This window comes from Pimelobacter sp. 30-1, from assembly GCF_018831735.1.
In the GTDB taxonomy this organism is placed as follows: Bacteria; Actinomycetota; Actinomycetes; order Propionibacteriales; family Nocardioidaceae; genus Nocardioides.
On the sequence record NZ_NHTS01000010.1, the window covers coordinates 98,855 to 124,252 of the forward strand.

A 25,398-nucleotide genomic window follows, 5' to 3' on the forward strand; every position below is an offset into this window, starting at 1 on the left:
GGGGGTGAGCGCCGAGACCCCGCAGAACGGACCGAAGACCGAGCAGCACGACCCGGCCGTCCCGGAGGCCTATGCGGCCTTCATGCGGACGGGCTGGGACGAGCGCGAGGACGACGTCGAGCGCCATCCGCTCGCCGACCACGCGGCCGCTCGTCGTACCCGGCTGGCCGAGGCGTTCCCCGGTGAGCGCCTGGTGCTGCCCGGCGGCGGCTACAAGGTCCGCGCCTACGACACCGACTACCGCTTCCGCGCCGACACGGCCCACGCCTACTTCAGCGGCAACCAGACCTCCGACGCGACGCTGGTCGTCGAGCCCGACGGCTCCGCGGTGCTCTACGCCCGACCGCGCTCGACGCGGGACAGCGACGAGTTCTTCCGCGACCGCCAGTACGGCGCCCTGTGGGCCGGCAAGCGCCCGTCCGCCGGCGAGCTCGAGGCCGCCCTCGGCCTGACCGTCAAGCACGTCGACGAGCTCGAGGCCGACCTCGCCCGCAGCGCCAAGACCCGCGTCCTGCGCGGCGTCTCGGCCTCGGTCGACGCGCTCGTCCCCGGTGACGAGGGGCGCGACGGCGAGCTCGAGCGGGTTGCCTCCGAGATGCGCCTGGTCAAGGACGCCTGGGAGATCGGCGAGCTGCAGGCCGCGGTCGACGCGACCACGCTCGGCTTCGAGGACTGCGTGCGCGAGTGGGACCGCGTCGTCGAGCACGGCGAGCGCTGGCTCGAGGGCACGTTCTTCCGCCGGGCGCGCACGATGGGCAACGACCTCGGCTACGACTCGATCGTCGCCAACGGCTCCCACGCGACGACGCTGCACTGGATCGAGAACTCGGGCGCGATCGTCCCCGGCGAGCTGATCCTGTGCGACATGGGCGTCGAGGGCGCCAACCTCTACACCGCCGACGTGACCCGCACCCTGCCGGTCTCCGGCACGTTCTCCCCCCTGCAGCGCGACCTCTACACGCTGGTGCTGCGCTCCCAGGAGGCCGCGATCGCCGCGCTCCGGCCGGGCGCGAAGTTCCTGGCCGGCCACGACGCCGCGATGGACGTGCTCGCCCACGGCCTCGACGACCTCGGCCTGCTGCCGGTCTCGGTCGAGGAGGCCCTCTCCCCCGACTCCAAGGTCTACGCCCGCTGGACCCTGCACGGCGTGAGCCACATGCTCGGCATGGACGTCCACGACTGCGGCAAGGCGGCACCCGAGGCCTACCGCGAGGCGGACCTCGTCGAGGGCATGGTGCTGACCGTCGAGCCGGGCCTCTACTTCCAGGCCGACGACCTGCTCGTCCCCGAGGAGCTGCGCGGGATCGGTATCCGGATCGAGGACGACGTGGTGGTCACCGCCGACGGCGTCCGCAACCTCTCGGCCGCGCTGCCGCGCACCCCCGAGGCGATCGAGGACTGGATGGCCACGCTGCGCGGTTGAGCGCTACGTTGGGGCCGCAGGTCACAACGGCGTGAGGAGCAGCAGTGGCGGACAAGATCATCGTCGCGGGAGTCGACGGCAGTGCGACGGCGGCAGCGGCCGCGGAGCGGGCCGCCGTGCTCGCCCAGGCGCTCGACGCGCGCCTCCACCTGATCTCGGCGTTCGGCAAGTTCGAGTCCGAGACGGTGCGCATCGGCAGCGACACCCTGATGCTCAGCAACGAGACCGAGGCCGAGAAGGTCGCCACCAAGGCGGCGGGCCTGCTCCGTACGGCGTACCCGGGGCTCACGATCACCACGGCCGCCGCCGAGGGCAAGCCGGGCGAGGCGCTCGTCAGCACCGCCGAGGCGCTGGGCGCCGAGCTCATCGTCGTGGGCAACAAGCGGGTCCAGGGCATCGCCGGACGGGTGCTCGGCAGCATCGCGCGCGATGTCGCCGCGCACGCCTCGTGCGACGTCTACGTGGCCCACACCCACGACCGCGGCTGAGCCTCGCGCCGCACCCGCGGAGAAATCGAACACCGCGCCGACTTCCGAGTAACCCCGTCTCGGGACGAGACTTGGATCGTGCCCAAAAGGACTGCCACCGCCTCGTCGTACTCGATCACCATGCGCCTGCACACCACCGTCGACCACGGTGTCGTGGGTGAGGTCGCCACCGCGATCGCGAGCGCGGGTGGCATGGTCACCGCGATCGACGTCGCGGAGTCCAGCGCGCACCGGCTCACCGTCGACGTCACCTGCTCGGCCGCGGACGCCGAGCACGCACTCGAGCTGCAGACCGCGGTCGCCGCGGTCGAGGGCGTCGAGGTGCACAAGGTCTCCGACCGGACGTTCCTGATCCACCTCGGCGGCAAGATCGAGGTCGCCTCGAAGGTCCCGCTCAAGACCCGCGACGACATGTCGCTGGCCTACACGCCCGGCGTGGGGCGGGTCTCGATGGCGATCGCCGAGAACCCCGAGGACGTGCGCCGGCTCACCATCAAGGGCAATGCCGTCGCGGTCGTCACCGACGGCTCCGCGGTGCTCGGCCTGGGCAACATCGGCCCCGGCGCCGCGCTGCCGGTGATGGAGGGCAAGGCCGCGCTGTTCAAGCGGTTCGGCGAGATCGACGCCTGGCCGATCTGCCTCGACACCCAGGACACCGACGAGATCGTGCGTGCGGTCGAGCTGATCGCCCCCGGCTTCGGCGGCATCAACCTCGAGGACATCGCCGCGCCGCGCTGCTTCGAGATCGAGGCCCGGCTGCGCGAGCGGCTCGACATCCCCGTCTTCCACGACGACCAGCACGGGACGGCGATCGTCGTGCTCGCCGCGCTCACCAACGCGCTGCGCGTGGTCAAGAAGGACGTCGGCGCCGCGCGCGTGGTCGTCTCCGGTGGCGGCGCCGCGGGCACCGCGATCGTCAAGCTGCTCCTGGCCGCCGGCGTCCAGGACGTCGTCGTGGTCGACCGCAGCGGTGCGCTGTGCGCCGACGACGCGGGCCTGTCTCCCGCGCACCAGGAGCTCGCCTCGCTGACCAACCGCGAGCGTCGTACCGGTGGGCTGCAGCAGGTGCTCGAGGGTGCCGACGTGTTCATCGGCGTCAGCGCCCCCAACATCCTCAAGCCCGAGTGGATCGCCACGATGGCCGCCGACCCGGTCGTCTTCGCGCTCGCCAACCCCGACCCCGAGGTCGACCCCGCGCAGGCCGCGAAGTACGCCGCCGTCGTCGCCTCGGGCCGCTCGGACTTCCCGAACCAGATCAACAACGTGCTCGCGTTCCCCGGTGTCTTCCGGGGCCTGCTCGACGCGCGGGCCGCCGAGGTGACCGTGGAGATGATGCTCCGCGCGGCCGAGGCGATCGCGCTCGTGGTGCGCGACGACGAGCTCAACGCGAGCTTCATCATGCCGTCGGTGTTCCACCCCGAGGTGCACCACGCGGTCGCCGCGGCGATCGCGGGCTCGTCCGCTCGCTAGCGGATCCGGGCTCGCGGGGCGATACCCTGACGCCCGGGCCTCCGTAGCTCAATTGGATAGAGCCGCCGGTTTCTACCCGGCTGGTTGCGGGTTCGACTCCTGCCGGGGGCGCCATCAGCACGACCGCCGGCCGACGTCCGTGAGGACGCCGGCCGGCGGTCGCTGCGTTGCGGGCTCAGAGCGCGACGTCGACGCGCGCCCGGCTGCCGTCGGCGTAGGTGACCTCCAGGGGCACCACGCCCCCGCCGACCAGCTCGTCGCCGGGGAACCACAGCGCGAACCGGCCCTCGCCGAGGCTCGCCTCGACCCGTCCGTGCTCGGCGCTGGCGTAGGCGACCGCGACCACGTCGTCGCCGGCCAGGCCTGCGACGAGCGAGAGGTCGCCGGCGTCCAGGGAGCCGGTGCCGAGGTCGGTCGCGGTGAGCCCGCGCGGCCCGGGCGCCGGTACGTCGGCCGTGCCGACCGAGCCGATCATGTCGCCGAGCAGCCGGCGGCTGTCGTCGGTGATGCACAGCCCCGAGAACCCGCCGGTCCCACTGAGGAGCACCAGCGTCCAGGCGCCCCGCTGCTCGGCCACCGCGGGCCGGGCCCGGTCGAGGGCGTCGGTCGCGCCGGTGTCGTCCAGCTCGTCGCGGCACCGGTCGGCGGCCTCGGTCCGGGCGGTGCCGACGACGTTCTGGGGCAGCGGGCGCCAGGTGGCGAAGGCGGCGTCGCCGCCGATCACGGACGGCGTGAGGACGACGCCCGTCGCGACCACGGCGACGGCCGCCGCGGCGGCGACGAGCACCCGGGCCGGACGACGGCGAGGCGCCGGGAGCGGGTCGGTGGCGAGGATCCGGGCGAGGTCGGCCCGGGCGCGCACCCCCTCCCCCGTCGGTACGGCGGCCGCCGGGTCTGCAGGGTCGAGCGAGCGCACGAGGGTCATCAGGTCGTCGGTCATGGCGTGGAGGTCCTTTTGGGTGCCGCGGGCGCGGTCCGCGGGAGGTGGTCGAGGTGGAGGCGCAGCGCCCGGCGGGCCCGGCTGAGCCGCAGCCGGTAGGCCACCGGCGAGATGCCGAGCACCTCCGCGGCCCGCGGCGCGGACAGGCCGTCGAGCGCGGTCAGCGCGATGGCCTCCTGGTGTCCCGCCGAGAGGCGCTGCCAGGCGCGGGCGAGGTCCACCCGGCGGGCGGCGGCGTCGGCGGTGCGGTCGTCGTCGCCGCTCGCCGGTGGTGCCGGCGCCGCCTCGGCGAGCCGGACCGCGAGCGCCTGCCGGCGCCGGTCGCCGCGGCGGGTGTTGAGCAGGTGACCGCGCGCGACGCCGTACACCCAGGCACGGGCGGCGTCGTCGTCCGCGGGCAGGTCGGCGACGCGGCGCCACACGACCAGGAAGATCTCGGCGACGACGTCCTCGGCGGACCCGGACCCCGCCCCGGTCCGGCGCTGCACGAACCGGACCAGGTCGCCGTAGAGCGCCCGGTAGAGCTCGGCGAACCGGTGGCGTGGATCAGGGGCGCGGGGTGGACTCATGCCCCGTACCTGTCCGCCACCGGCCCGAGTGTGTCACCCCTCGCCGGACTCCCCCTGCGCGAAGCGCTCCCACAGGGTGCCGAGCTCGGCGGCGCTGACCTCCGTGCCGGTCGCGTCGGCGTGGCGCTGGACCGTCCGGCCGAACGCGATCTCGCGCTCCCGCGAGAGCACGACGCCGTGCTCGCGCTCCAGCACGTAGCCGATGCCGCCCTTGCCCGACTGGGAGTTGACCCGGATCACCTCGTCGTAGGTGCGGCCGAGGTCGGCCGGGTCCACCGGCAGGTAGGGCACCCGCCAGTCGATCTCGGACGCGGCCCGGCCCTGCGCGGCGGCACGGGCGCGGTGCTCGGCGAAGCCCTTGCGGATGGCGTCCTGGTGGGTGCCGCTGAAGGCGGTGTGGACCAGGGCGCCGACGTAGGGGTGCCGCGGGTGCACCTCGATCCGCGTGCAGTGCTCGACCGTGCGGCGTACCTCGTCGATGTCGGAGAAGTCGATCATCGGGTCGACGCCCTGGGCGTGCAGGTTGAGCGCGAGGGTGGCGATGTCGACGTTGCCGGTCCGCTCGCCGTTGCCGAACACGCAGCCCTCGACCCGCTGCGCCCCGGCCAGGACGGCGAGCTCGGCACAGGCCACGCCGGTACCGCGGTCGTTGTGCGGGTGCACCGAGAGGATCACGCTGTCGCGGCGCGCGAGGTTCTTGTGCATGTGCTCGATCTGGTCGGCGTACACGTTGGGGGTCGCGATCTCCACCGTGGCGGGCAGGTTGAGGATCACCGGGCGCTCCGGGGTCGCCTCCCACAGCGCGGTGACCGCGTCGCACACGTCGAGGACGTAGTCGGGCTCGGTCAGGTTGAAGACCTCGGGCGAGAACTCGAAGCGGACGTCGGGCAGTCCCTCGCTCAGCTCGAGGACGTCGAGCGCCCCGGCCAGGACCAGGTCCTTGAGCGCCTCGCGCGAGTGCCCCAGGACGACATCGCGCCAGGTCGGTGCGGTCGCGGTGTACAGATGGATGACGACGGGATTGCGCAGACCCCGCACGGACTCCACGGTCCGCTCGACCAGGTCGCGGCGGGCCGCGGTGAACACCACGATCGTCACGTCCGGCGGCGCCAGGTCGGAGGCCGCGAGCAGCCGGACGAAGTCGAAGTCGGTCTGCGAGGCCGACGGGTAGCCGACCTCGATCTCCTTGTAGCCCATCGCGACGAGCAGCGCGAAGAAGCGGCGCTTGCGCTCGGGATCCATCGGCTCGGCCAGGGCCTGGTTGCCGTCGCGCAGGTCGACCGGCACCCACAGGGGCGCCTCGGTCAGCCGGCGCGTGGGCCAGTCCCGCTCGGTCAGGGGTACGTCGACGCGGTCGTGGACGTCGCGGTAGCGGTGGGACGGCATCCCCGAGGGACGCTGGCGGTTCCAGTCGTAGGTGGTCATGCGGAGGCTCCTTGCCGGTCGTGGTGGGGCCGGCGCACGCCTCACTCCGCGACGAGGAGCCGACCGCACCAGGCCCCGCCGCGGCGGGCAAGGAGGAGCACGGTCGTCTGCATGTCCTAGACTCTAGCCCAACTCCTCAGACAAGTAGACAAGGCCCCGCCCCCATGCCCAGCCCCCAGGTACGCCGCGAGCCGCTCGCCGACCAGGCCGCGGACCTGCTGCTCACCCGGATCCGGGCCGGCGAGTGGACCCTCGGCGCCAAGCTGCCGGGCGAGACCACGCTCGCCCCCCAGCTGGGCGTGGGCCGCTCGACGCTGCGCGAGGCGATCCGGCAGCTCGCCGGGCGCGGCGTGCTGGCCTCGCGCCAGGGTGCGGGCGTGTTCGTCACCGCGCTCGACGTCCCCGAGGACTGGGACCTCGTGCTGCGCCGGGCCGACATCGTCTCGGTGATCGAGGCGCGCACGGCGATCGAGGCCGAGGCCGCGGCGCTCGCGGCGCAGCGGCGGACGCCGACCGAGCTGCGCGCGATCGGGCGGGCGCTGGCCGAGCGCGCGCGTCGTACCGATGTCGAGGAGCGGGTGGACGCCGACATGGCGTTCCACCGTGCCGTCGTCGTGGCGGCCCACAACCCGGTCCTGGTGGACCTGTTCGACAGCTTCGTGCCGCGCAGCCGGGTGGCGATGGTGGAGATGCTCCGCCTCGGCACCGCCGCCGACCACGCCAGCGACCACGAGGCCCACGACCTGCTGCACCGCGCGATCGCCGATCGCGATGCCGACCTGGCCGCCCGGCTCAGCCGGACCCACCTGACGTCCCTGAAGGAGACCCTGACGTGAACCCGACCGTCCTCGACCTGCGCGAGGTGACCTTCCGCCGCAACGGCAACCAGATCCTGCACGGCGTCGACCTCACCGTCCGGGCCGGCGAGCACTGGGCGCTGCTCGGGCCCAACGGCGCCGGCAAGAGCACCGTGCTGAGCTTCTGCGGCGCCCAGGTGCACCCGACGTCGGGCACCGTCGACGTGCTCGGCCGCCGGCTCGGCCGGGTCGACCTCCAGGAGCTGCGCCGCGACATCGGCCACGTCAACCCGCGCCACCCGCTGGAGTCCCGGCTGAGCGTGCACCAGGTCGTGCTCACCGGGATCACCGGCACGATCGAGCTGCCGATGCGCTGGACGCCCACCCCCGAGGACGTCGTCCGCGCGGACGAGCTGATCGCCGAGGTCGGCCTCAGCGCCCGCCGCGACGCGCACTGGCCCACCCTCTCCCAGGGCGAGCGCGGCCGCGCCCTCATCGCCCGCGCGCTGGCTGCCCAGCCGCGCCTGCTGCTGCTCGACGAGCCGACCACCGGCCTCGACGTGGCCGCCCGCGAGCAGCTGCTCAGCGTGCTCGACCGGCTCGCGCACAGCGCGCCCGAGGTGGCCTCGGTGCTCGTCACCCACCACCTCGAGGAGCTGCCGACCACCACGACGCACGCGCTGCTCATCTCGCACGGCGACGTCGTCGTCGCCGGCCCGGTCGCGGAGGCGGTCACCACCGACACGATCAGCCGGACCTTCGAGCACCCCATCGAGGTCGACCGGGACGGCGGCCGCTGGCGCGCGCGGGCGCTGCCGCCGACCCGGCTGCACAGCGCCTAGGGCACCCCGCCCGAGCCCGGCGCGCCTCCCCCGGCGCGTGGCCCGGATGTCGTACAAAAGTGGCAGCCCCGCGGGAGGTATGAGCCCCGTGGGGCTGATGCTTTTTTGGGCCGCCCTCAGCGGAAGGCGGCCTCGCCGGTGAGGGCGCGGCCGATGACGAGCTGGTGGACCTCGCTGGTGCCCTCGTAGGTGAGGACGGACTCGAGGTTGTTGGCGTGGCGCAGGACGGGGTACTCCAGGGTGATGCCGGCGGCGCCGAGGATGGTGCGGCACTCGCGGGCGATGGCGATGGCCTCACGGACGTTGTTGAGCTTGCCGAGGCTGACCTGCTCGGTGGCGAGGTGCCCGGCGTCCTTGAGCCGGCCGAGGTGGAGGGCCAGGAGCATGCCCTTGCCGAGCTCGAGGCTCATGTCGGCGAGCTTGGCCTGGGTGAGCTGGTAGGCGGCGAGGGGTTTGTCGAAGATCTCGCGCTGCTGGGCGTAGGCGATGGTGGTCTCGAGGCAGTCGCGGGCGGCGCCGAGGGAGCCGAAGACGATGCCGAAGCGGGCCTCGTCCAGGCACGAGAGCGGGCCGCGCAGGCCGCGGACCTCGGGGAAGACCGCGTCGGCGGGCAGGCGGACGCCGTCGAGGACGAGCTCGCTGGTCACCGAGGCGCGCAGGGAGAGCTTGCGCTTGATCTCGGGGGCGGTGAAGCCGGGGGTGTCGGTGGGCACGACGAATCCGCGGATGCCCTCGTCGGTCTGGGCCCAGACGACGGCGACGTCGGCGATGGAGCCGTTGGTGATCCACATCTTGGTGCCGGTCAGGACCCAGGCGTCGCCGTCGCGGACCGCGCGGGTGCGCAGGCCGGCGGGGTTGGAGCCGAAGTCGGGCTCGGTCAGGCCGAAGCAGCCGATGGCCTCGCCGGTGGCCATGCGGGGCAGCCAGGTCTGCTTGTGCTCCTCGGTGCCCCACTTCCAGATCGCGAACATCGCCAGGGAGCCCTGGACCGAGACCAGGGAGCGCAGGCCGGAGTCGGCGGCCTCGAGCTCGAGGCAGGCCAGTCCGTAGGCGGTCGCGCTGGTCCCGGCGCAGCCGTAGCCCTCCAGGTGCATGCCGAGCACGCCCAGTCCGCCGAGCTCACGGGCCAGGTCGCGGGCGGGGAGCGTGCCCGCGTCGTACCAGTCGGCGAGGTGGGGGCGGACCCGCGCGTCGACGAAGGCGCGCACGGTGTCGCGCATCGCCCGCTCCTCGTCCGACAGCAGGCCATCGATGGCGAACAGGCCGAGCGGGGTGGTGGCCACGGGCTCAGGCTCCCCCGGCGGCGTAGGCGTCGATCTCGGCGCTGAGCCGGGCCCGGACGTCGTCCGGCGCGAAGGACGCCGCGACGCCGGCCCGGGCCAGGTCGGCCACCCCGGCGGCGTCGAGGTCGAGGAGGTCGGCCGCGATCTCGTACTCGCGGTTGAGCGTGGTCCCGAACATCGGCGGGTCGTCGGAGTTGATCGTCACCAGGACGCCGGCCTCGACGAAGCGCGGCAGCGGGTGCTCGTCGAGCGAGGCGACCGCGCGCGTGGCCACGTTGGACGACGGGCACACCTCGAGCGGGATCCGGTGCTCGGCGAGGTAGGCCAGCAGCGCGGGGTCGGCCGCCGCGGACGTGCCGTGCCCGATCCGCTCGGCGCCGAGGTCGCGCAGCGACGTCCAGATCGTCTCCGGACCGGTGGTCTCGCCCGCGTGGGGCACCGAGCGCAGGCCGGCGGCCCGCGCGGCCGAGAAGTGCGGCGCGAACTGCGCGCGCGGCACACCGATCTCGGGACCGCCCAGACCGAAGCCGAGCAGACCCTCGGGCGCGTGGTCGAGCGCGAACCGCAGCGTCGCGTCGGCGGCCGGGATGCCCGACTCCCCCGGGATGTCGTAGATCCAGCGCAGCACCAGCCCGAAGTCGCGCTCGGCCGCGACCCGCGCGTCCTCGATCGCCTCGGTGTAGGCCTCGATCGCCATGCCCCGCTCGGGGTCGTCGGGAAGCACCGAGGTGTACGGCGTGCAGGTCAGCTCGGCGTACCGCACGGCCTGACCGGTGGCGAGCTCACGGCCGATCTCGTAGGTGAGGTAGCGGACGTCCTCGGGCGTGCGGACCAGGTCGACGACCGCGAGGTAGACCTCGATGAAGTGCGCGAAGTCGCGGAACGCGAAGAACTCGCGCAACCGCTCCGGGTCCGCCGGGACCGTGCCCGGATGGCGCGCGGCCAGCTCGGAGACGATCCGCGGCGAGGCGGACCCGACGTGGTGGACGTGGAGCTCGGCCTTGGGCAGGCCCGCGATGAAGTCGTTCAGCACGAGACGATCCTGCCAGCCGGCCCCCGCCCGAGCGGTTTCACCGGGACATTTCCATTGATGCCCGCCGCCTGTGACAAGATCCAACTTCCCTCTCGGAAAGGTTGACTTGAATGAACCACTCGCTCTCGGCCAGGCAGGCGATCGCGCCGCGCGCTCGAGCCGCTCTCCTGGCTCCCCTGCTGGCGGCCTTGATCTCCTTGGTGACCATGCTCGTCGCACCGCCGAGCCAAGCTCAGGCGTACCAGACCCAGGCGAAGTGCGGGAACTGGCTGCGGCAGTACCACACGAACGGCTGGGACGTGTTCTCCGGCCACAAGCTCAATGTGTCGCTCGGGATCTGCCACAACGGTACGCATGTTCTCTGGGGCAAGAACCCTCAGATCACTCTGCCCACACGCAATGTCCTGACGGGAGCTCTCGAGGATGTCGAGGTCATCTCGGGCCCGACCATCTCGAAGAAGACGACCTACATCGGCGGCATCAGCAAAGTGACCTGGCGGTTCTCGATCAAGCAGAAGGTCTCCATGACCCCGATGTCGCAGACCTTCGACTTCACTGTTGAGATCTTCCCCATGGGAAGCCGGATCTGTTTCGCAGGGGGCAAGTGTGACAGCACCAAGAGGTGGTGACGTCGGAGCCCGGCGACGCAGCAGCGGGCTGCTCACGGCCATCGGCTTCGTCCTCATGATCGCCTTCGGCACCATCGCAGTCGTTGCGGTGGTCCAGGCAGTCATCGACGGCGCGAGGTAGCCGACAGCTCAGACGGTGTGCGGATGCCGCCGGTGAGGCGGCATCCGCACTGCGTCAGTCGACTGCGTCGATGAGGCTGTTCGCCCGGTCCTGGATCGTCCGGCCATCCTCGAAGACCTGGCCGTCCAGGAGCACGGTCGGCGTGCTGCCGACGCCGCTGTCCTGGGCCTCCTTGGTCGCCTTGGTCACCCAGTCGGCACCCTCGCCGGCCTCGATGGCGGCCTTGACGTCGGCCTCGTTCGCGCCGGCCTCGACGGCGTACTTCACGAGGTCGGAGTCGGGGCCCTCGGCGTCGGCGTTCTGCTCGGAGGGCTGGTGCTCGAAGAGGAGGTCGTGGAACTTCTTGGCGACCTCCGGCCCGGACTTCTCCAGCACGATGGAGAAGGCACCGGCCGCGCGGATCGGGTAGGTCCGGCCCTCACCGCCGAGGAGGTTGAACGGGCGGTACTCGACGAAGACCTTGCCGTCGGCGGCGAGGCCCTCGAGCTTGCTGCGGGTGGCCGACTCGAGCTGGCGGCAGAAGGGGCAGAGGAAGTCCTCGTAGATGACGATCGAGTGGGGGGCGTCCTTCTTGCCGATGGTCACGCCGTACGCGCTGGAGCCGGCGGCGGCGGCCTTGACCTCCTTCTTGTTCAGGACGCTGACCAGGATCGATCCGCCGATGATCAGCGCCATCACCGCGACCACACCGGTGATGGTGAGGATGCGGCGGCGCGCCTCCCGCTTCTTCTGGGCGGCACGCATCTCGGCGGCCTTCTGCGAGCGGGCAGTGGCCTTCGAGTTGGAGGACATCGGCTAAACAGCTCCTTCAGGGGCGCTCTCCGAGCGCCGGTCGAACAACAGGGAATCCAGGGAAAGTCGCGTACGGCCGAGCCACGCGACGAAGAGGGAGGCGGCGAGCAGCGCCGCGTCCCGCGCGATCTCCCACGGGTACGCCGACGCGGCACCGGCCTTCGACCCGCCACCGCCGAAGCAGCCGCAGTCGATCTCGATGCCGCGGGCCCACACGGAGGCGATCCCGACGATGAACGCGACGAACAGCAGCGCCGAGAGCAGCGCCGCGCCCCGGGTGAGCACCCCGAGCACCAGCGCCAGCCCGATCACCAACTCGATCGCCGGCAGCGCGATCCCCACCGTCTCGGCCACCGACGACGGCAGCAGCTGGTAGGCGCGCACCGCGGCGATGCTGGCGTCCGGCTCGGTGATCTTGAGCGCGCCGGCAACGATCCAGACGCCACCGGTCACCAACCGGGCGACCAGACCTGCCCAGGCCAGTGCTCCGTTCACGCCGACGAGGCTAACGGGCCCCGCTGAGCGGCTGCTGAGAACCGGTGCCCCGCCCGGATACGGCGTAGGGTGCACCTTCGTGAATGAACGACTCGTCTGGATCGACTGCGAGATGACCGGGCTCGACCTGGTGAACGACGCCCTGATCGAGGTCGCCGCCCTGGTGACCGACTTCGACCTCAACGTCCTCGGCGACGGCGTCGACGTCATCATCAAGCCCCCGGCCGAGGCGCTGGACCAGATGATCGACTTCGTCCGGAACATGCACGAGTCCTCCGGCCTCCTCGCCGAGCTCGAGAACGGCGTGACCCTCCAGGAGGCCGAGGACCAGGTCATGGCCTACCTCCGCGAGCACTGCGGCCCCGACAGCCGCCCCCCGCTCGCCGGCAACTCCGTGGCGACCGACCGCGGCTTCGTCGCCCGCGACATGTCCGAGCTCGACGCCTTCCTGCACTACCGGATCGTCGACGTCTCCTCCATCAAGGAGCTCTCGAAGCGCTGGTTCCCCCGCGCCTACTTCAACGCCCCGACCAAGCGCGGCAACCACCGCGCGCTCGCCGACATCCAGGAGAGCATCGAGGAGCTGCGCTACTACCGCGACACCGTCTTCGTTCCCCTCCCGGGCCCCGACGGCGACACCGCCAAGGCCGCCGCCGCCCGCCACGGCGGCTCGATCACCGGGCTCGGCACGCCTGGAACCGGTATCGATTCCTAGTTCCGGGCCGGTTACCTCTACACTCGTTCCCGGCTCTTCGCTCGTCGGAGAGTCGATGGTGGGTATAGCTCAGCTGGTAGAGCGCCGCCTTGTGGTGGCGGATGTCGCGGGTTCGAGTCCCGTTACTCACCCCAAGAGAGCCGGCCCCTGACCTGGGAACAGGTCAGGGGCCGGCTCTCATTTCTGATCGATGTCAACGCGGCGTCAACTGCCGTGGGGGCCGACCGAGCCCGGCCGAGCCACCGCCGACCGGCACCGCCGCCCGACCTCGACATCGAGCCGTTCAAGGGCGTCGCACCATCGCCCGGCACAGGGCCGATGTCGTCCAGGTGGACACGAGGTGCTTCGACCTAGAGCCGTCGCCAGGCTGCGCCGGGATCGAGAATCCCTGGATCGAGTCGAGTCGTGGGCCTGCACTTCCGCGACCAGAGCAAGATCGAGATCGGGCCCAGCGACCGCCTCGGCCCGAAGGCCGGGGCAGTCTCTCGGGTCCGATCGTCCGGGTCAGGCCTCGCAGGCCTGGACGAACAGGTCCGCCCCCTTGCCGAAGCGGTCCAAGCGCTCCGTGATGCCGTCGAGATCCACCTCGAGCTCGCTGATCGCGTGCATCTCGTCCACCCACGGCTGCAGCGCCGCGCGCGCCTCGTCGTCGGCCTCGGCCATCGCGGTGTCCATCACGTCGACCCACGCGTCCCAGCGGGCGCCGTACGGCTGGACCTTCTCGGGCATCTCGTCGCCGATCGCCAGGCATGTCTCGAGGATGCCTGTGCCGGTCGGGGTCGGCGTGGGGGTAGGGGTCGGCGTGGCGCTGGTCGGCGTACCGGCGGCCTTGGTCGGGTCGGCGTCAGCGCCCTTGTCACCGTCGCCGTCGCCGCAGCCCGTGAGCACGGCGCCGCCGAGGAGCGCGAGAGCCGCGAGGGTCGTTCGAGTCATCATGGGGCGAGACTAGGGGCCGCCTCGTCCGTCCGCGCTGGATTTACGGACCCTTCTCAACAAACGGGCTCCGGCAGCCCGGCCTAGCGCCGGTTGAACGGATCGCCGGGGCCGTTGAAGCCGCCGATACCGGGGTTGCCACCGCGGTAGAAGTCCTCGCCCTGGTACTTCTCGCGCAGCCTCGCGGTCTCGTCGACCTTCGAGCGGCGCGGACGGACCAGCAGGAAGAGGGTGTAGGCGACGGACCCGCCGCCCAGGACGATCACGAGCCAGGTGAACCAGTTCATCAGGGGCCTCACTCTCTCCGGGCGTGACCCGGAGCAACAGCATACGCCGTCCGCGAGGCAAGCCCGGGCAGTCGGCCGCAGATCGACATCGGCGACTTTCTCTGACTAAAGTCAGAGAATGCTCACGGACGTCCTGCGCCGCTTCAACCGCACCTACACCCAGCGCATCGGCGTGCTCGACGAGTCGTTCCTCGGGACCGGGCGGCCGTTGGCGGCGTCGCGGCTGCTGTTCGAGGTGGGCAACGACGAGGGGGCGAGCGTGCGGGCGCTGCGGGACCGGCTCGAGCTCGACTCGGGGCACCTGTCGCGGTTGCTGCGGCTACTCGAGGGCGAGGGGCTCGTGGCGACGGCGGCGGACGAGGGTGACCGGAGGCGGCGGGTGGTGCGGCTGACGACCGCCGGCCGCCACGCGTACGACGACCTGGAGCGCCGCTCCGAGGAGCGGGCCGCGACGCTGGTCGCTCCCCTCACCGCGCGCCAGCAGGAGCGGCTCGCGGAGGCGCTCGCCACCGCCGACCTGCTGGTGCGGGCGGCGACGGTGCGGCTGCGCGAGGTCACCTCGGACGACCCGGTGGCGCGGATCGCGACGCAGCGCTACTTCGACGAGCTCGACGCGCGCTTCCCCGACGGGTTCGACCCAGGTGGGCCGGATGCGCCCGAGCCCGGGGCGACGTATGTCGTCGCGACCTCCGACGGCGAGCCCGTGGCCTACGGCGGGGTGCGGCCGGTGATCGACGACGAGACCGCCGAGATCAAGCGGATGTGGGTGCACGGCGACTGGCGCGGGGCCGGACTCGGGTCGCGGATGCTGCGCCACCTGGAGGCGCTCGCCGCCGACCAGGGGTACCGCCGGGTCGTGCTCGACACCAACGGCACCCTGGTCGAGGCGATCGCGATGTACGAGCGCTCCGGGTACACCCGGATCGAGCGCTACAACGACAACCCCTACGCCGAGGCGTTCTTCGAGAAGAGCCTCTGAGGTCAGCCGCCGATCGGCAGCCCGAACCGGCCCTTCTGGAAGTCCTCGTAGGCCGCCATCACCTCGGCCTTGGTGTTCATCACGAACGGCCCGGCCCAGGCGATGGGCTCCTTGATCGGGCGGCCGCCGACGACGATGACGTCGAGCTGGGGCGAGCGGCTCTCCTGCTTCTCGTCGGCGCTGATCGTGAGGAAGTCGCCGGCGCCGAGGACCGCGGACTGGCCCGTGTGGATCGGCTGGGCGTCCGTCGTACCGACGGTGCCGGAGCCGTTGAGGACGTAGACCAGCGCGTTGTAGTCGACCTGCCACGGCAGGTCGAGCCGGGCGCCGGGCTCGAGGGTGGCGTGCACCAGCGACATCGGCGTGTACGTCGACCCGGGCCCCTCGTGCCCGTCGACGCTGCCCGCGATGACCCGGACGAGCGCGCCCGCGTCGTCCGAGGTGAGCAGCGCGACCTGGCCCGAGCGGATGTCCTGGTAGCGCGGGTCGTTCATCTTGGAGTCGCGCGGCAGGTTCACCCAGAGCTGGATGCCGTGGAACAGCCCGCCCTGCTGGACGAGCCACTCCGGCGGCGCCTCGATGTGGAGCAGGCCGCTGCCGGCCGTCATCCACTGGGTGTCGCCGTTGGTGATGGTGCCGCCGCCCCCGTGGCTGTCCTGGTGGTCGAAGGTGCCGTCGATGATGTAGGTGACGGTCTCGAAGCCGCGGTGCGGGTGCCAGGGCGTGCCCTTGGGCTCACCGGGCGCGTACTCCACCTCGCCCATCTGGTCCATCATGATGAACGGGTCGAGGTGGCGCATGTCGATGCCGGCGAACGCCCGGCGGACCGGGAAGCCCTCCCCCTCGTAGCCCTGGGGCGCGGTGCTCACCTGCCAGACGGGGCGGGGCTGGTCGCCCAGGCCCGGCGTCTTGACGCGGGGCAGGACGGTGAGGTCGTCAACGGTGATCGCGGGCATGACATCCACCTCCGTGGTGGTCGATCGGATTGGTTGCCGTGTCAACCATAACACCGCGTGGCGCATTCCCGCAGGAGTCGGGCACGCCTAGGGTCGGGCCATGAACCGCTACGACGTCGTGGTCGTCGGCGCCGGCCACAACGGCCTGACCGCCGCCGCCTACCTGGCTCGGGCCGGGCTGTCGGTCCTGGTCCTCGAACGGCTCGGCCACATCGGTGGCGCCGCCGTCTCGGCGCAGGCGTTCCCGGGCTTCCCGACCCGGCTCTCGCGCTACTCCTACCTGGTCTCGCTGCTCCCCCAGCAGGTCCAGGACGACCTCGGGCTCGACCTCGCGCTCGTCAGCCGCACCACCGCGTCGTACTCGCCGACGATGCGGGGCGGGCACCCCGGCGGGCTCCTGGTCGAGCGGGACGAGGGCGAGGCCACCCGGGCGTCGTTCCGGGCGCTGACCGGCTCCGACGACGAGTACGACGCGTGGCGGGCCTTCTACGCCGGCGTCTCCGGCCTGGCCCACGCGGTCGCGCCGACCCTGACCCGTCCGCTGGCCACCGACGCCGACCTGCGCGCCCAGGTCGACCCGGAGATCTGGCGCGATGTCGTCGAGCAGCCGATCGGCACCGCGATCGTGCGGCGCTTCCGCGACGACCTGGTCCGTGGCGTGGTCGCGACCGACGCGCTGATCGGCACGTTCGCGTCGATCCACGACCCGAGCCTGGTCCAGAACCGGTGCTTCCTCTACCACCTCATCGGCAACGGGACCGGCGAGTGGCGGGTGCCGGTCGGCGGGATGGGCGCGGTCACCGACGCGCTCGCCCGGGCCGCGGTCGAGGCCGGCGCGACCATCGTGACCGGCGCGGGCGTGAGCGCCGTCCGGCCCGGCGCCGGCGGCACCGACGGCGCCGAGGTCACCTGGCACGACGGCAGCACCGAGCACACCGTCGCGACGTCGACCGTGCTAGCCAATGTCGCGCCGTGGGTGCTCCGCATCCTCCTCGGCGAGGACGAGGACCCCACCACCAAGCCGCAGGGCGCGCAGCTGAAGATCAACCTGCTGCTCTCCCGGCTGCCGCGACTGCGCTCGGGCATCGACCCCGAGGTCGCCTTCGCGGGCACGCTGCACCTGGCCGAGGCCGCCTCCGACCTCGAGGTCGCCTGGGCGGCGGCGCGCCGCGGCGAGCTGCCGAACCCGCTGCCCGGCGAGGTCTACTGCCACTCCCTGACCGACCCGTCGATCCTCGGCGACGTGCCGCCGGGGACCCACACGCTCACCTACTTCGGGCTGCACACCCCGGCGCACCTCTTCGAGAAGGACCCCGAGGCGACCAAGGCCGAGGCCGTACGCCGCGCGCTGGCCGCGCTCGACGCCGTCCTGGAGGAGCCGATCGAGTCCGTCCTCCTGCGCGACGCCGACGGCACCCCGTGCATCGAGGCCAAGATCCCCCAGGAGATCGAGGCGGACCTCGCGATGCCCGGCGGCCACATCTTCCACGGCGACCTCGAGTGGCCCTGGGCCTCGCACCGCGCCCGGCTCGCGACCCCCGCCGAGCGGTGGGGCGTGCAGACCGACCACCCCGCCGTCCTGCTCTGCGGGTCCGGCGCCCGCCGCGGCGGCGCGGTGTCCGGCCTGGGCGGTCACAACGCGGCCCAGGCGGTCCTCGAATCGCGCTGACGTGGGTCCCGATTTCGTCGCGGCCGACGTACGCTGGTAATGTTTCTTCTCGCGTTCAACGGACGTGGAAGACAAGCGCCATTAGCTCAATTGGCAGAGCAGCTGACTCTTAATCAGCGGGTTCGGGGTTCGAGTCCCTGATGGCGTACCAGACGAAGACGAAGGCCGGGTGACCACGAGGTCACCCGGCCTTCGTCGTCTCCCCGCGTGCTCCACTACGATCCCCCGGTGGACCCCCAGCCACCGCTTCCGCCGCCTCCCCCGGCCACGCCCCCTCCGCCGCCGCCCCCGCCCGCCGGGTACGACGGCCCGCCCACCCAGCACACCCTGATCGTCCCGGGCGTGGACCTGGTCGAGGAGATCGGCCGCGGCGGCTTCGCCAAGGTCTGGCGGGCGCGCCAGGTGGCGGTCGACCGCGAGGTGGCCGTCAAGATCGACAACCGGGTGGTCGACGACGACACCAACCGGCGCCGGTTCGTCCGCGAGGCGACGGCGGTGAGCCGGATCAGCGGGCACCCGCACGTGGTGTCGCTGATCGACGTGGGCGTCACCAACGACAACCGGCCCTACCTCGTGATGGAGCTCTGCGCCAACGGCAGCCTGGCCTCCTACCTCGACGCGCACGGGCCGCTGCGGGTCGACGAGGCCATCGAGGTCGGGCTGGCCGTGACGAGTGCGCTGGCGGCCGCCCACGAGGCCGGGATCCTGCACCGCGACCTCAAGCCGGGCAACGTCCTCATCGACGCGTGGGGGACGCCGCGGCTGTCCGACTTCGGCCTCGCCGCGCTGCCCCAGCCGGGGCAGGACCTGTCGGTGAGCCTGGAGGCCCTGACGCCGGCGTACGCCTCGCCCGAGGCGTTCGCCGCGGCGCCACCGACCACGCAGTCCGACGTCTTCTCGATGGGCGCGACGCTGCACGCGATGATCACCGGTGCCTCGCCGCGGCGCAGCACCGACGGGCGGCCCGCGTCGGTCGAGGAGATCCTCGCGGGGCTGCGCAGCGAGCTGCCCGACCCGGGACTGCCCGACGGCGCGGGCCTGATGCACGTCATCCGCACCGCGACGGCGTACGACGCCGCGGACCGCTACCCGACCGCGCGCCAGCTCCACGACGCCCTGCGCGCCATCCGGCCCGGGGTCGGCAGCGGCGGCCTGGTCGTGGGCGGGCCCGAGGCGAGCTTCACCCAGCTGCGCGGCGCCGTACCGCCCTCGCCGCGGAGCACCACCGCGCCCGCTCCCCCGCGCCGGCGCTGGCCGCTGGCCGTCGCCGGTGCCGTCGCCGGGCTCGCGCTCGGAGGACTGGGCGGCGTCCTGCTCGCGCCCGACGGCGCCGCGGGCGACAGCGGCGACGACCGCGACACCCCCACCGCGACCGACCGCACCGGCGACCCCGGGGCGGGTCCCGCCGCCGACCCGCTGTCGGGGGCGCCGAAGCTCGGCGCCTGCTACAGCGGCGTCCAGCAGATCGGCCAGGCACTGAGCGCGACGTCCGGCCCCTGCACCGACGGCCCGTGGGAGGTCTTCGAGGTCGGCCGGTTCGACGAGGCCACCACGGACGTCACGACCGACGCCGTCGGCGCCGACCCCACGGTCGACGCGACCTGCACCGAGGCGAACCTGCGGACCTACCTCGGCGACAAGGGGCGGGCCCAGCGGGGCACCTTCGACGTCTTCGTGCTCCCGCCGAGCACCACGGCCTACATCCAGGGGCAGCGCTGGTTCGCCTGCCTCTACCGGTCGACCGACTGATCCGGTCGGTTCCGGGTACCGCCCCGGAGCACCGAGGAGGTCCGTCGTGAACCCTGACCGCAACGAGATCGCGTCCGCCCTCACCGAGGCGGCGCAGGAGATCCACCGCCACCGCTCGCTCGACGACACCCTGGACGCCATCGTCCGGGCCGCCCAGCAGACCGTGCCGGCCTTCGAGCACGTCGGCATCTCGATCACCCACAGCAACGGCACCATCGAGACCCGGGCCGGCACCGGCCAGCTCGTCTGGGAGGTCGACGAGCTGCAGTACAAGCTCGCCGAGGGACCCTGCTACGACGCCATCCGGCACGGCGGCGTCACCGTCATGGACGACATCGACCAGGAGGAGCGCTGGCCCCGCTACGTCGACGAGGTACGACGCCTCGGCCTGCGCGCCCAGATGGGCCTGCAGCTCTACACCGACGACGGCGCCCTCGGCGGCCTGAACCTCTACTCCCGCGCCCCCGGCATCGACCCCGACGCGATCCAGCTCGCCGAGCTCTTCGCCGCGCACGCCGCGATCGCCCTGGGCCGCGCCCGCCACGAGCACCAGCTCAACGAGTCGGTCGCCTCGCGCCAGGCGATCGGGACGGCGGTCGGGATCATCATGGAGCGCTACCGGATCCCCGAGGACCGCGCGTTCCAGTTCCTGGTCCGCGCCTCGTCCACCAGCAACATCAAGCTGCGCGCCATCGCGCAGGAGATCGTCGACTCGACGGCGGAGCGGTTCGTCAACGAGGGCCGGGCGTGAGGGACACCTTCTCCACGGGCAGCCAGGCCGTCGCCACGTGCCCGTCCAGCTCGTAGGTGACGAGGACGGAGCGGCCGTCCGGGGCGGTCTTGAGCACCAGACCGGGGACGCTGCCCTCGGCGAGCTCGACGAGGACGTGGGAGAGCGGGGGCACGGGGACCTCCTGGCAGCGGGGTCGCGCGGACCCGGGCGCAGCCCCCGTCCTGAGCCGCTCGCGCCGAGCCTAGACCACGGCGGCCCGCGCGGGCATCACGCCGAGTGGTGGAGCAGCAGCTCCTCGGCCAGGACGACGCCGGCGTTCTCGAGCGCGGGCGGCTCGATCACGAAGGCGGTCGGCCCGGCGGCGAGCAGCAGCTGGCCGACCCGGCGCTCCAGGGGCGGCAGGAGGTCGACGTCGACGACGACCGACTCCTCGTCGTCCTGGACCAGGGTGACCTGCTCGGCGTAGAAGTCCGCGGCCCAGCGGGCCTCCTGGGGCAGCAGCACGCGCACGGTCGTGGTGGCGCGCTGCGCGGCGAGGACCTCCCCCAGGTCCTCCGGTACGACGAACTCCCGGTCCAGGAGCGTGACCTCGCGGATGTTCGAGAGCAGGTAGGTGCGCAGCCGGCCGTGCTCGTCGGGCGGCCCGGCGTCGACCTCCCAGCCGCGCCGGGTCTGGACGAGCCGGTAGGGGTCGATCTCGCGCTCGGAGACGCCCGGCTGCCAGGCCCGGGAGTAGACGATCCGCGCGGCCCGGCGCGACTCGCGCGCCTCTTGCAGGAGCGGCAGGGAGCGGTTGCGGTCGGCGAGCCGCGGCACGTCGCCCGGGGTGCCGAGCAGGGTCTCGGTGAGCACCTCCAGGGCACCGAGAAGGTCGGCGTTGTCGGGCTCCAGGTCGAGCAGGGCGAGGGCGGCGGTGTGGACGAGGGCGAGCTCGGCCGCGTCGACGTACTCGACGCCGAGCTCGCCGGTCTCCTCGACGAAGCGGACGATCTCGGCCTCGGCAGGGTCGACGTCGGAGCCGTCGGGACCGAGGAACTCCAGCACGTCGGGGCGGGTCAGGCCCAGCAGCCAGTCCGCGGAGACGTCGGCGGTGTAGAACGCCAGGAGGTCGTCGCGCAGCTCGGCGGCCGGGACGCCGAGCTCGGCGGCGAGGTCGGCGAGCGGGAGGCCGTCGGGATGGGCGGCGAGGCGCTCGAAGGCCCGCGGCAGGCGGGCGATCCGGGCGGCGTAGAGGGGGACCTGGCTCATGCGGGGTACTCCATCCCGGCGGCCGCGGCGAGGGCGGCGACGAGGTCCTCGCGGACCTCGGGCGGGCCGACCACCCGGACCCGGGTGCCGAGCTCGTAGATCCGGGCCCGCAGCGCCTCACGGTTGGTCACCCGGTAGGTCAGCAGCACGTCGTCGCTGCCGGCGCCCTCGGGGACGACCTCGTGCGGCTCGCCCAGCCAGCGTCGTACGTCGGGCTCGAAGCGGGCCGGGGTGCGCAGCACGACGTCGACGGGCGGGTCGAGCTGCCAGGTCATCGGGTGCAGCCCGGCATGGCGCACGGGCGGGACCAGGGCCGCCGAGCCGGCGGGACCGGCCTCGGGCTCGGCCATCCGGTCGACGACGAACGTCTTGACCGGGCCTGCGTCGGCGACGGCCGCGTCCTCGACGCCGCGCAGGTACCAGGCGCCGTTGCGGGTCTGGAGCGACTCGGGGTGCACGACGCGCGCGACGCCCTTGTAGCCGAAGCGCAGCACGCAGCGGTCGCGGACCGCGCGGACGACCTCGGAGAGCGCGCCGCTCGTCGTGCCGTCGAGGGCGGGCGCGGGCGCGGCGACCTCGACCGGCCGGGCGTCGGCGGGCAGGCCGAGCCGCTCGACCAGGTCGTCGCGGTCGGCGAGGAGCACCGCGCGGCGCAGCGCGGTCTGCTGCTCCGGGGTGAGCCGGACGCGCAGCCGGTTGTCGACGGTGGTCATCCGGTAGCGCGCGTCGTCGCCGGCCTCGGCGACGTTGTCGATCAGCCAGCCGAGCCGGTTGAGGTTGCGCAGCTCGCGGCTGAGCTGGGTCGGGGCGTCGGCACCGTCGAAGCCGGCCACCTCGAGCAGCCGGTCGCGCGGCACCCCGGCCGCGCCGGCCGCGCGCAGCACCGCCGCGATGCGTACCAGCCGCTCCATGGGCGCGCGCTGGTCGCGTCCTGGCCCCTTCGCCACCGTGGTCCTGCCTCTCCGCGCTCGGTCGAACGCGTCGAGCGTATCGGTGGCCGGGTCAGCTCCCCTGCAGGGTGATCGTCCGCACCAGTGCGGCCTGCACCTGGGCGGGCGTCCACGGGAAGCGCACCCACTGCTCCTGGGAGTAGAGCCGGGTCTGGTCGGCGGACCACGGCGAGGCCGGGTCCTCGTCCTGGCTGTAGGTGAGGATCGTGCGCGCGTCGACGCTGCCGTCGGCGAGGTAGGACACCGCCTGCACGTGCGAGGAGCCGTAGCTGACCGGCTTGTAGCGGTCGGTGTTGCCTGCCGGGGCGATCGATGCGAGCGCGTTGGCGTTGCCCGCGAGGTCGCCCTCCCCGCCCCCGAGCGGGTACGCCGGCGCGCCGCGGTCGCCGGCCACCTGCAGGCTCCCCCACGGGGCGTCGAAGGCGACGCCGGCCTTGCGGACGGCATCGATCGCGGCCTGCATCGCCTTGACCACGGGCGCGGTGGTCTTGAGTCCGCGCGGGGTGGTGAACGGGCTCTTGGCGTCGAAGGGGACCGTCCACAGGTTCGTCCCGGTCGGCGCGCGCTCGACGAAGGCCTCGAACAGGTGGGTGCCGACCGAGGTCACGTCGGAGTGCCCGTCCCAGGCCTTCAGCACCGCGCAGGCACGGGTCTCGCCCGTCTTGGCGCACACCTCGTCGAGCCGGCCGCCCTCGCGCATCACCTCGGCGGCGCGCACCCGGTTCTCGTACTCGTGCCCGCGCAGGGTCTCCGGGGTCTCCTTGCCCACCTTCAGCCGGTCGATGACGTACTGCGCGACCATCCGGGTCCGCATCGTCCGCGCGCACTTCTCGCAACCGATGATCAAGGCGTAGCCCTCGAGCCGGACCTGGTCGTTGGGCGTCCAGTAGGAGTCGTTGGCGTTGATCACCCAGTCGCGGCGGACGACGGCGGGCAGCTTGGCGGGCCCGAGGATTCCGGGGCGCTGCGCGTCGGCGTCGGTGCCCCACGCGCAGGCGCTGTCGGCGAGCAGGCCGTTGAGGCCGGGCAGCCCGGCCACGGTCTTGAGCAGCAGGCCCACCGGCGTCAGGCAGCGGGTGACGAGCGCGTCGGGGACGTTGGGGACGACGCTGTGGTCGGCGTAGAGCACGTCGCCACCGCGGTCGGCGGCGATCGTGTTGACCCACGGCATGCCGCCCCCGGCGTCCTGGCGGCGCAGGAGGTCACGGCTGCTCGTGGCCTGGCCCATCGAGAGGAACGTGTCGATGGTGCGCAGGTGCTCGGCGTTGGCGTCACGGATCGCCCAGAGGCTGATCGGCGACCAGCCCATGAACTGCGAGGGACTGTCGATCACGTAGCCCTGGGGCGTGCGCCACAGGTCCTCGCGCACGGTCTTGATGGAGCCGTCGGGCTGCTTGGCCGCGATCTCGACCCAGCGCCGCTCGGCCTTCTTGAGCAGGCCGTTGGCGCTGAGGTAGAGCGGGCCGGGGCCGACGGTGAGGTACTCGTAGGGCGTGAAGCGGTAGGCGGTGGAGACCGTGTGGCTCCACGCGACGTCCTTGTTCCAGCCGATGTTGACGACGGGCGAGCCCATCAGCGAGCCGCCCGCGGCGTCGTACTGGCCGGGGAGGGTGAGGTGCTGCTGGGTGAACTTGTAGCGCCCGACCCACGGGAAGTGCGGGTTGCCGAGCAGCAGCCCGCGCCCGGTGGAGCTCTTGTCGCCGCCGATGGCGGTCGCGTTGGAGCCGAAGTCGCTCTCTTGCCCCAGCGAGCGCAGGAGCGCCTCGCGGTCGACCCGCGCGGCGTACGCCGGGACCTCGGCCTTGGTCGTGGGCAGCGGCAGGTCGATGCCGAGGTCGGGCAGGCCCGGGTCCTGGAGGGTCGGCGGGTCCGCCTCGACGATCTCCTTGACGAAGACCCCCGAGGAGCCGATCAGGTTGGCCAGGTAGACGCCGTACCAGAGGTCGAGCTCGGTGGCGTCGGGCTTGATCCAGGCCTGGCCGCGGCAGGCCGGGTCGGTGATCCGGTTCTCGCGCAGCCACCGGTTGACCCCGGCCGCGTAGCCCTTGACCATCTCGCGGGCCCGCGGGGTCGGACCGGCCGGCGAGGTGAGCAGCCCCTCGACCACCTTGCGGTTGCGCAGGTCGGTGACGAAGGCGTCGACCTGGAGGTTGCTGGCCTCCATCGAGACGCCGTCGCGGTAGCGCGCGTCCGGCCCCAGGTAGCGCGAGCGCTGACCGCGCGCGGTGAGCACCGTGTCGGCCAGGTTGCAGATCGACGAGCGCGCCGTGGCGTAGCCGCTGCCGTAGCCGAGCGAGCCCCAGTCGCGCGCGGTGATGTGCGGGATGCCGTGGGCGGTGATCTTGACCGTCGCCTGGTACGACGGCGCGGGAGCCGATGCGGGCGCCGGCGCCGGTGCCGCGTCGGTGGGCCCGGGCCCGGCCGCGGCCAGGACGGGCACCACGAGGGCGGCGGCGAGCAGCGTCAGCAGTCGGGGGGAGCGCACGAGGGTGCAACGAGTTGCAGCCGATGTGCGTTACGTCACACCGGGCGCGGCGGGAGGCTCAGAGGTAGAGCCCGGCCGCCTCGTCGCCGAGCCGGTCGGCGGCGACCGCGTGGATGTCGCGCTCGCGCATCACGACGTAGACGTCGCCGGAGACCTCGACCTCGGCCTTGTCGTCGGGGTCGTAGAGCACCTTGTCACCGGTCACCACCGCACGGCAGTGGGGGCCGACCGCGACCACGCGCGACCAGGCCAGCCGGCGGGCACCCATCGCGGCGGTGGCGGGGATGACGATGCCGCCCGAGGAGCGGCGCTCGCCGGCCTCGGTGTCGGTCTCGCACAGGATGCGGTCGTGCAGCATCTTGATGGGGGTCTTGTCGGTCACGGGCG

General features: G+C 72.8%; 26 protein-coding genes and 3 tRNA genes. 14 read left to right on the forward strand and 15 right to left on the reverse strand.

Annotated features, from left to right (window positions below; translation table 11 throughout):
• Window positions 1-4: 4 nt before the first annotated feature.
• The 4 genes from CCO04_RS22160 to CCO04_RS22175 all read left to right on the forward strand — a co-directional run bounded on the left by CCO04_RS22160 (window position 5) and on the right by CCO04_RS22175 (window position 3,495).
• A complete protein-coding gene (locus tag CCO04_RS22160; protein ID WP_308281448.1) occupies window positions 5-1,423 on the forward strand; it encodes an aminopeptidase P family protein in 1,419 nt (472 codons plus the stop codon).
• Between the two features lie 44 nt (window positions 1,424-1,467).
• Window positions 1,468-1,911, forward strand: a complete 444-nt coding sequence (locus tag CCO04_RS22165) for a universal stress protein (RefSeq protein ID WP_215816346.1) — start codon at window positions 1,468-1,470, stop codon at window positions 1,909-1,911.
• A gap of 120 nt (window positions 1,912-2,031) precedes the next feature.
• Window positions 2,032-3,381 carry an NAD-dependent malic enzyme gene (locus tag CCO04_RS22170; protein ID WP_215816645.1) on the forward strand — a complete coding sequence of 450 codons (1,350 nt, stop codon included), beginning with the start codon at window positions 2,032-2,034 and terminating at the stop codon, window positions 3,379-3,381.
• Between the two features lie 37 nt (window positions 3,382-3,418).
• Window positions 3,419-3,495 (forward strand) — tRNA-Arg (locus CCO04_RS22175).
• Between the two features lie 61 nt (window positions 3,496-3,556).
• Here CCO04_RS22175 and CCO04_RS22180 read toward each other — a convergent pair.
• The 3 genes from CCO04_RS22180 to CCO04_RS22190 are packed head-to-tail and all read right to left on the reverse strand — an operon-like array spanning window position 3,557 to window position 6,315.
• Window positions 3,557-4,321 (reverse strand): hypothetical protein, encoded by a 765-nt coding sequence (locus CCO04_RS22180; protein WP_215816347.1) that lies wholly within the window; start codon window positions 4,319-4,321, stop codon window positions 3,557-3,559.
• Window positions 4,318-4,890: an RNA polymerase sigma factor gene (locus CCO04_RS22185; RefSeq protein ID WP_215816348.1), complete on the reverse strand. Its 573-nt coding sequence runs from the start codon at window positions 4,888-4,890 to the stop codon at window positions 4,318-4,320. Before CCO04_RS22185 ends, CCO04_RS22180 begins: the two co-directional genes overlap by 4 nt.
• Before the next feature lie 33 nt (window positions 4,891-4,923).
• A complete protein-coding gene (locus CCO04_RS22190) occupies window positions 4,924-6,315 on the reverse strand; it encodes a 2-isopropylmalate synthase (RefSeq protein WP_215816349.1) in 1,392 nt (463 codons plus the stop codon).
• Between the two features lie 164 nt (window positions 6,316-6,479).
• Between CCO04_RS22190 and CCO04_RS22195 the strand changes: the two genes are divergently transcribed.
• Complete coding sequence (locus CCO04_RS22195; protein ID WP_215816350.1) at window positions 6,480-7,151, forward strand: FadR/GntR family transcriptional regulator; 672 nt, start codon at window positions 6,480-6,482, stop codon at window positions 7,149-7,151.
• A complete protein-coding gene (locus tag CCO04_RS22200) occupies window positions 7,148-7,954 on the forward strand; it encodes an ABC transporter ATP-binding protein (protein ID WP_215816351.1) in 807 nt (268 codons plus the stop codon). The genes CCO04_RS22195 and CCO04_RS22200 overlap by 4 nt, the downstream gene beginning before the upstream one ends.
• Before the next feature lie 116 nt (window positions 7,955-8,070).
• On the opposite strand, the gene CCO04_RS22205 is transcribed toward CCO04_RS22200, so the two are convergent.
• Window positions 8,071-9,237: an acyl-CoA dehydrogenase family protein gene (locus CCO04_RS22205; RefSeq protein ID WP_215816352.1), complete on the reverse strand. Its 1,167-nt coding sequence runs from the start codon at window positions 9,235-9,237 to the stop codon at window positions 8,071-8,073.
• Between the two features lie 4 nt (window positions 9,238-9,241).
• On the reverse strand, window positions 9,242-10,270 hold the full coding sequence (locus CCO04_RS22210) for an adenosine deaminase (protein ID WP_308281450.1): 1,029 nt from the start codon (window positions 10,268-10,270) through the stop codon (window positions 9,242-9,244).
• 110 nt (window positions 10,271-10,380) lie between these two features.
• Here CCO04_RS22210 and CCO04_RS22215 point away from each other — a divergent pair, with 110 nt between their 5' ends.
• Window positions 10,381-10,899, forward strand: a complete 519-nt coding sequence (locus tag CCO04_RS22215; RefSeq protein WP_215816353.1) for a hypothetical protein — start codon at window positions 10,381-10,383, stop codon at window positions 10,897-10,899.
• Window positions 10,900-11,074: 175 nt separating this feature from the next.
• Here the strand turns inward: CCO04_RS22215 and CCO04_RS22220 are convergent, their stop codons facing one another.
• Window positions 11,075-11,812, reverse strand: a complete 738-nt coding sequence (locus CCO04_RS22220; RefSeq protein ID WP_215816354.1) for a thioredoxin domain-containing protein — start codon at window positions 11,810-11,812, stop codon at window positions 11,075-11,077.
• 3 nt (window positions 11,813-11,815) lie between these two features.
• Window positions 11,816-12,307, reverse strand: coding sequence for a DoxX family protein (locus CCO04_RS22225; RefSeq protein ID WP_215816355.1), 492 nt, complete (start codon window positions 12,305-12,307; stop codon window positions 11,816-11,818).
• Window positions 12,308-12,386: 79 nt separating this feature from the next.
• On the opposite strand from CCO04_RS22225, the gene orn reads away from it, so the two are divergent.
• Both orn and CCO04_RS22235 read left to right on the forward strand, forming a co-directional pair.
• Entirely contained in the window at window positions 12,387-13,022 is a 636-nt protein-coding gene (gene orn, locus CCO04_RS22230) for an oligoribonuclease (RefSeq protein WP_215816356.1), read from the forward strand.
• Between the two features lie 58 nt (window positions 13,023-13,080).
• Window positions 13,081-13,156, forward strand: a tRNA-His gene (locus CCO04_RS22235).
• 370 nt (window positions 13,157-13,526) lie between these two features.
• Here the strand turns inward: CCO04_RS22235 and CCO04_RS22240 are convergent.
• Window positions 13,527-13,958, reverse strand: coding sequence for a hypothetical protein (locus CCO04_RS22240; RefSeq protein WP_215816357.1), 432 nt, complete (start codon window positions 13,956-13,958; stop codon window positions 13,527-13,529).
• A gap of 80 nt (window positions 13,959-14,038) precedes the next feature.
• Complete coding sequence (locus tag CCO04_RS22245; protein ID WP_215816358.1) at window positions 14,039-14,242, reverse strand: hypothetical protein; 204 nt, start codon at window positions 14,240-14,242, stop codon at window positions 14,039-14,041.
• 118 nt (window positions 14,243-14,360) lie between these two features.
• Between CCO04_RS22245 and CCO04_RS22250 the strand changes: the two genes are divergently transcribed.
• Complete coding sequence (locus CCO04_RS22250; protein ID WP_215816359.1) at window positions 14,361-15,221, forward strand: bifunctional helix-turn-helix transcriptional regulator/GNAT family N-acetyltransferase; 861 nt, start codon at window positions 14,361-14,363, stop codon at window positions 15,219-15,221.
• A 2-nt stretch (window positions 15,222-15,223) separates the two neighbouring features.
• Here CCO04_RS22250 and CCO04_RS22255 read toward each other — a convergent pair whose 3' ends face one another.
• Window positions 15,224-16,177, reverse strand: a complete 954-nt coding sequence (locus tag CCO04_RS22255; RefSeq protein WP_215816360.1) for a pirin family protein — start codon at window positions 16,175-16,177, stop codon at window positions 15,224-15,226.
• 100 nt (window positions 16,178-16,277) lie between these two features.
• Between CCO04_RS22255 and CCO04_RS22260 the strand changes: the two genes are divergently transcribed.
• The 4 genes from CCO04_RS22260 (at window position 16,278) to CCO04_RS29945 (ending at window position 20,346) form a co-directional block, all read left to right on the forward strand.
• Window positions 16,278-17,846 (forward strand): NAD(P)/FAD-dependent oxidoreductase, encoded by a 1,569-nt coding sequence (locus CCO04_RS22260; protein ID WP_215816361.1) that lies wholly within the window; start codon window positions 16,278-16,280, stop codon window positions 17,844-17,846.
• Window positions 17,847-17,921: 75 nt separating this feature from the next.
• Window positions 17,922-17,997: transfer RNA gene (locus CCO04_RS22265), tRNA-Lys, on the forward strand.
• A gap of 77 nt (window positions 17,998-18,074) precedes the next feature.
• Complete coding sequence (locus CCO04_RS22270) at window positions 18,075-19,595, forward strand: serine/threonine-protein kinase (protein ID WP_215816362.1); 1,521 nt, start codon at window positions 18,075-18,077, stop codon at window positions 19,593-19,595.
• A 46-nt stretch (window positions 19,596-19,641) separates the two neighbouring features.
• Window positions 19,642-20,346 (forward strand): GAF and ANTAR domain-containing protein, encoded by a 705-nt coding sequence (locus CCO04_RS29945; RefSeq protein ID WP_215816363.1) that lies wholly within the window; start codon window positions 19,642-19,644, stop codon window positions 20,344-20,346.
• Here CCO04_RS29945 and CCO04_RS22280 read toward each other — a convergent pair.
• The 5 genes from CCO04_RS22280 to CCO04_RS22300 all read right to left on the reverse strand — a co-directional run bounded on the left by CCO04_RS22280 (window position 20,327) and on the right by CCO04_RS22300 (window position 25,369).
• Window positions 20,327-20,500, reverse strand: a complete 174-nt coding sequence (locus tag CCO04_RS22280; protein WP_215816364.1) for a hypothetical protein — start codon at window positions 20,498-20,500, stop codon at window positions 20,327-20,329. The genes CCO04_RS29945 and CCO04_RS22280 overlap by 20 nt on opposite strands.
• A gap of 95 nt (window positions 20,501-20,595) precedes the next feature.
• Window positions 20,596-21,576: a WYL domain-containing protein gene (locus CCO04_RS22285; protein ID WP_215816365.1), complete on the reverse strand. Its 981-nt coding sequence runs from the start codon at window positions 21,574-21,576 to the stop codon at window positions 20,596-20,598.
• Window positions 21,573-22,487: a WYL domain-containing protein gene (locus CCO04_RS22290; protein WP_215816366.1), complete on the reverse strand. Its 915-nt coding sequence runs from the start codon at window positions 22,485-22,487 to the stop codon at window positions 21,573-21,575. Before CCO04_RS22290 ends, CCO04_RS22285 begins: the two co-directional genes overlap by 4 nt.
• 91 nt (window positions 22,488-22,578) lie before the next feature.
• Window positions 22,579-25,011, reverse strand: coding sequence for a penicillin acylase family protein (locus CCO04_RS22295; protein ID WP_215816367.1), 2,433 nt, complete (start codon window positions 25,009-25,011; stop codon window positions 22,579-22,581).
• 58 nt (window positions 25,012-25,069) lie between these two features.
• Window positions 25,070-25,369: a co-chaperone GroES gene (locus CCO04_RS22300; RefSeq protein WP_215816647.1), complete on the reverse strand. Its 300-nt coding sequence runs from the start codon at window positions 25,367-25,369 to the stop codon at window positions 25,070-25,072.
• Between the last annotated feature and the right edge of the window lie 29 nt (window positions 25,370-25,398).

Coding starts and splice junctions, on each gene's coding strand:
- CCO04_RS22170 (WP_215816645.1), top strand. CDS start 2,032: ATGCGCCTGCACACCACCGTCGACCACGGTGTCGTGGGTGAGGTCGCC.
- CCO04_RS22180 (WP_215816347.1), bottom strand. CDS start 4,321: ATGACCGACGACCTGATGACCCTCGTGCGCTCGCTCGACCCTGCAGAC.
- CCO04_RS22185 (WP_215816348.1), bottom strand. CDS start 4,890: ATGAGTCCACCCCGCGCCCCTGATCCACGCCACCGGTTCGCCGAGCTC.
- CCO04_RS22190 (WP_215816349.1), bottom strand. CDS start 6,315: ATGACCACCTACGACTGGAACCGCCAGCGTCCCTCGGGGATGCCGTCC.
- CCO04_RS22195 (WP_215816350.1), top strand. CDS start 6,480: ATGCCCAGCCCCCAGGTACGCCGCGAGCCGCTCGCCGACCAGGCCGCG.
- CCO04_RS22215 (WP_215816353.1), top strand. CDS start 10,381: ATGAACCACTCGCTCTCGGCCAGGCAGGCGATCGCGCCGCGCGCTCGA.
- CCO04_RS22220 (WP_215816354.1), bottom strand. CDS start 11,812: ATGTCCTCCAACTCGAAGGCCACTGCCCGCTCGCAGAAGGCCGCCGAG.
- CCO04_RS22240 (WP_215816357.1), bottom strand. CDS start 13,958: ATGATGACTCGAACGACCCTCGCGGCTCTCGCGCTCCTCGGCGGCGCC.
- CCO04_RS22245 (WP_215816358.1), bottom strand. CDS start 14,242: ATGAACTGGTTCACCTGGCTCGTGATCGTCCTGGGCGGCGGGTCCGTC.
- CCO04_RS22250 (WP_215816359.1), top strand. CDS start 14,361: ATGCTCACGGACGTCCTGCGCCGCTTCAACCGCACCTACACCCAGCGC.
- CCO04_RS22255 (WP_215816360.1), bottom strand. CDS start 16,177: ATGCCCGCGATCACCGTTGACGACCTCACCGTCCTGCCCCGCGTCAAG.
- CCO04_RS22260 (WP_215816361.1), top strand. CDS start 16,278: ATGAACCGCTACGACGTCGTGGTCGTCGGCGCCGGCCACAACGGCCTG.
- CCO04_RS22285 (WP_215816365.1), bottom strand. CDS start 21,576: ATGAGCCAGGTCCCCCTCTACGCCGCCCGGATCGCCCGCCTGCCGCGG.
- CCO04_RS22290 (WP_215816366.1), bottom strand. CDS start 22,487: ATGGAGCGGCTGGTACGCATCGCGGCGGTGCTGCGCGCGGCCGGCGCG.
- CCO04_RS22300 (WP_215816647.1), bottom strand. CDS start 25,369: ATGCTGCACGACCGCATCCTGTGCGAGACCGACACCGAGGCCGGCGAG.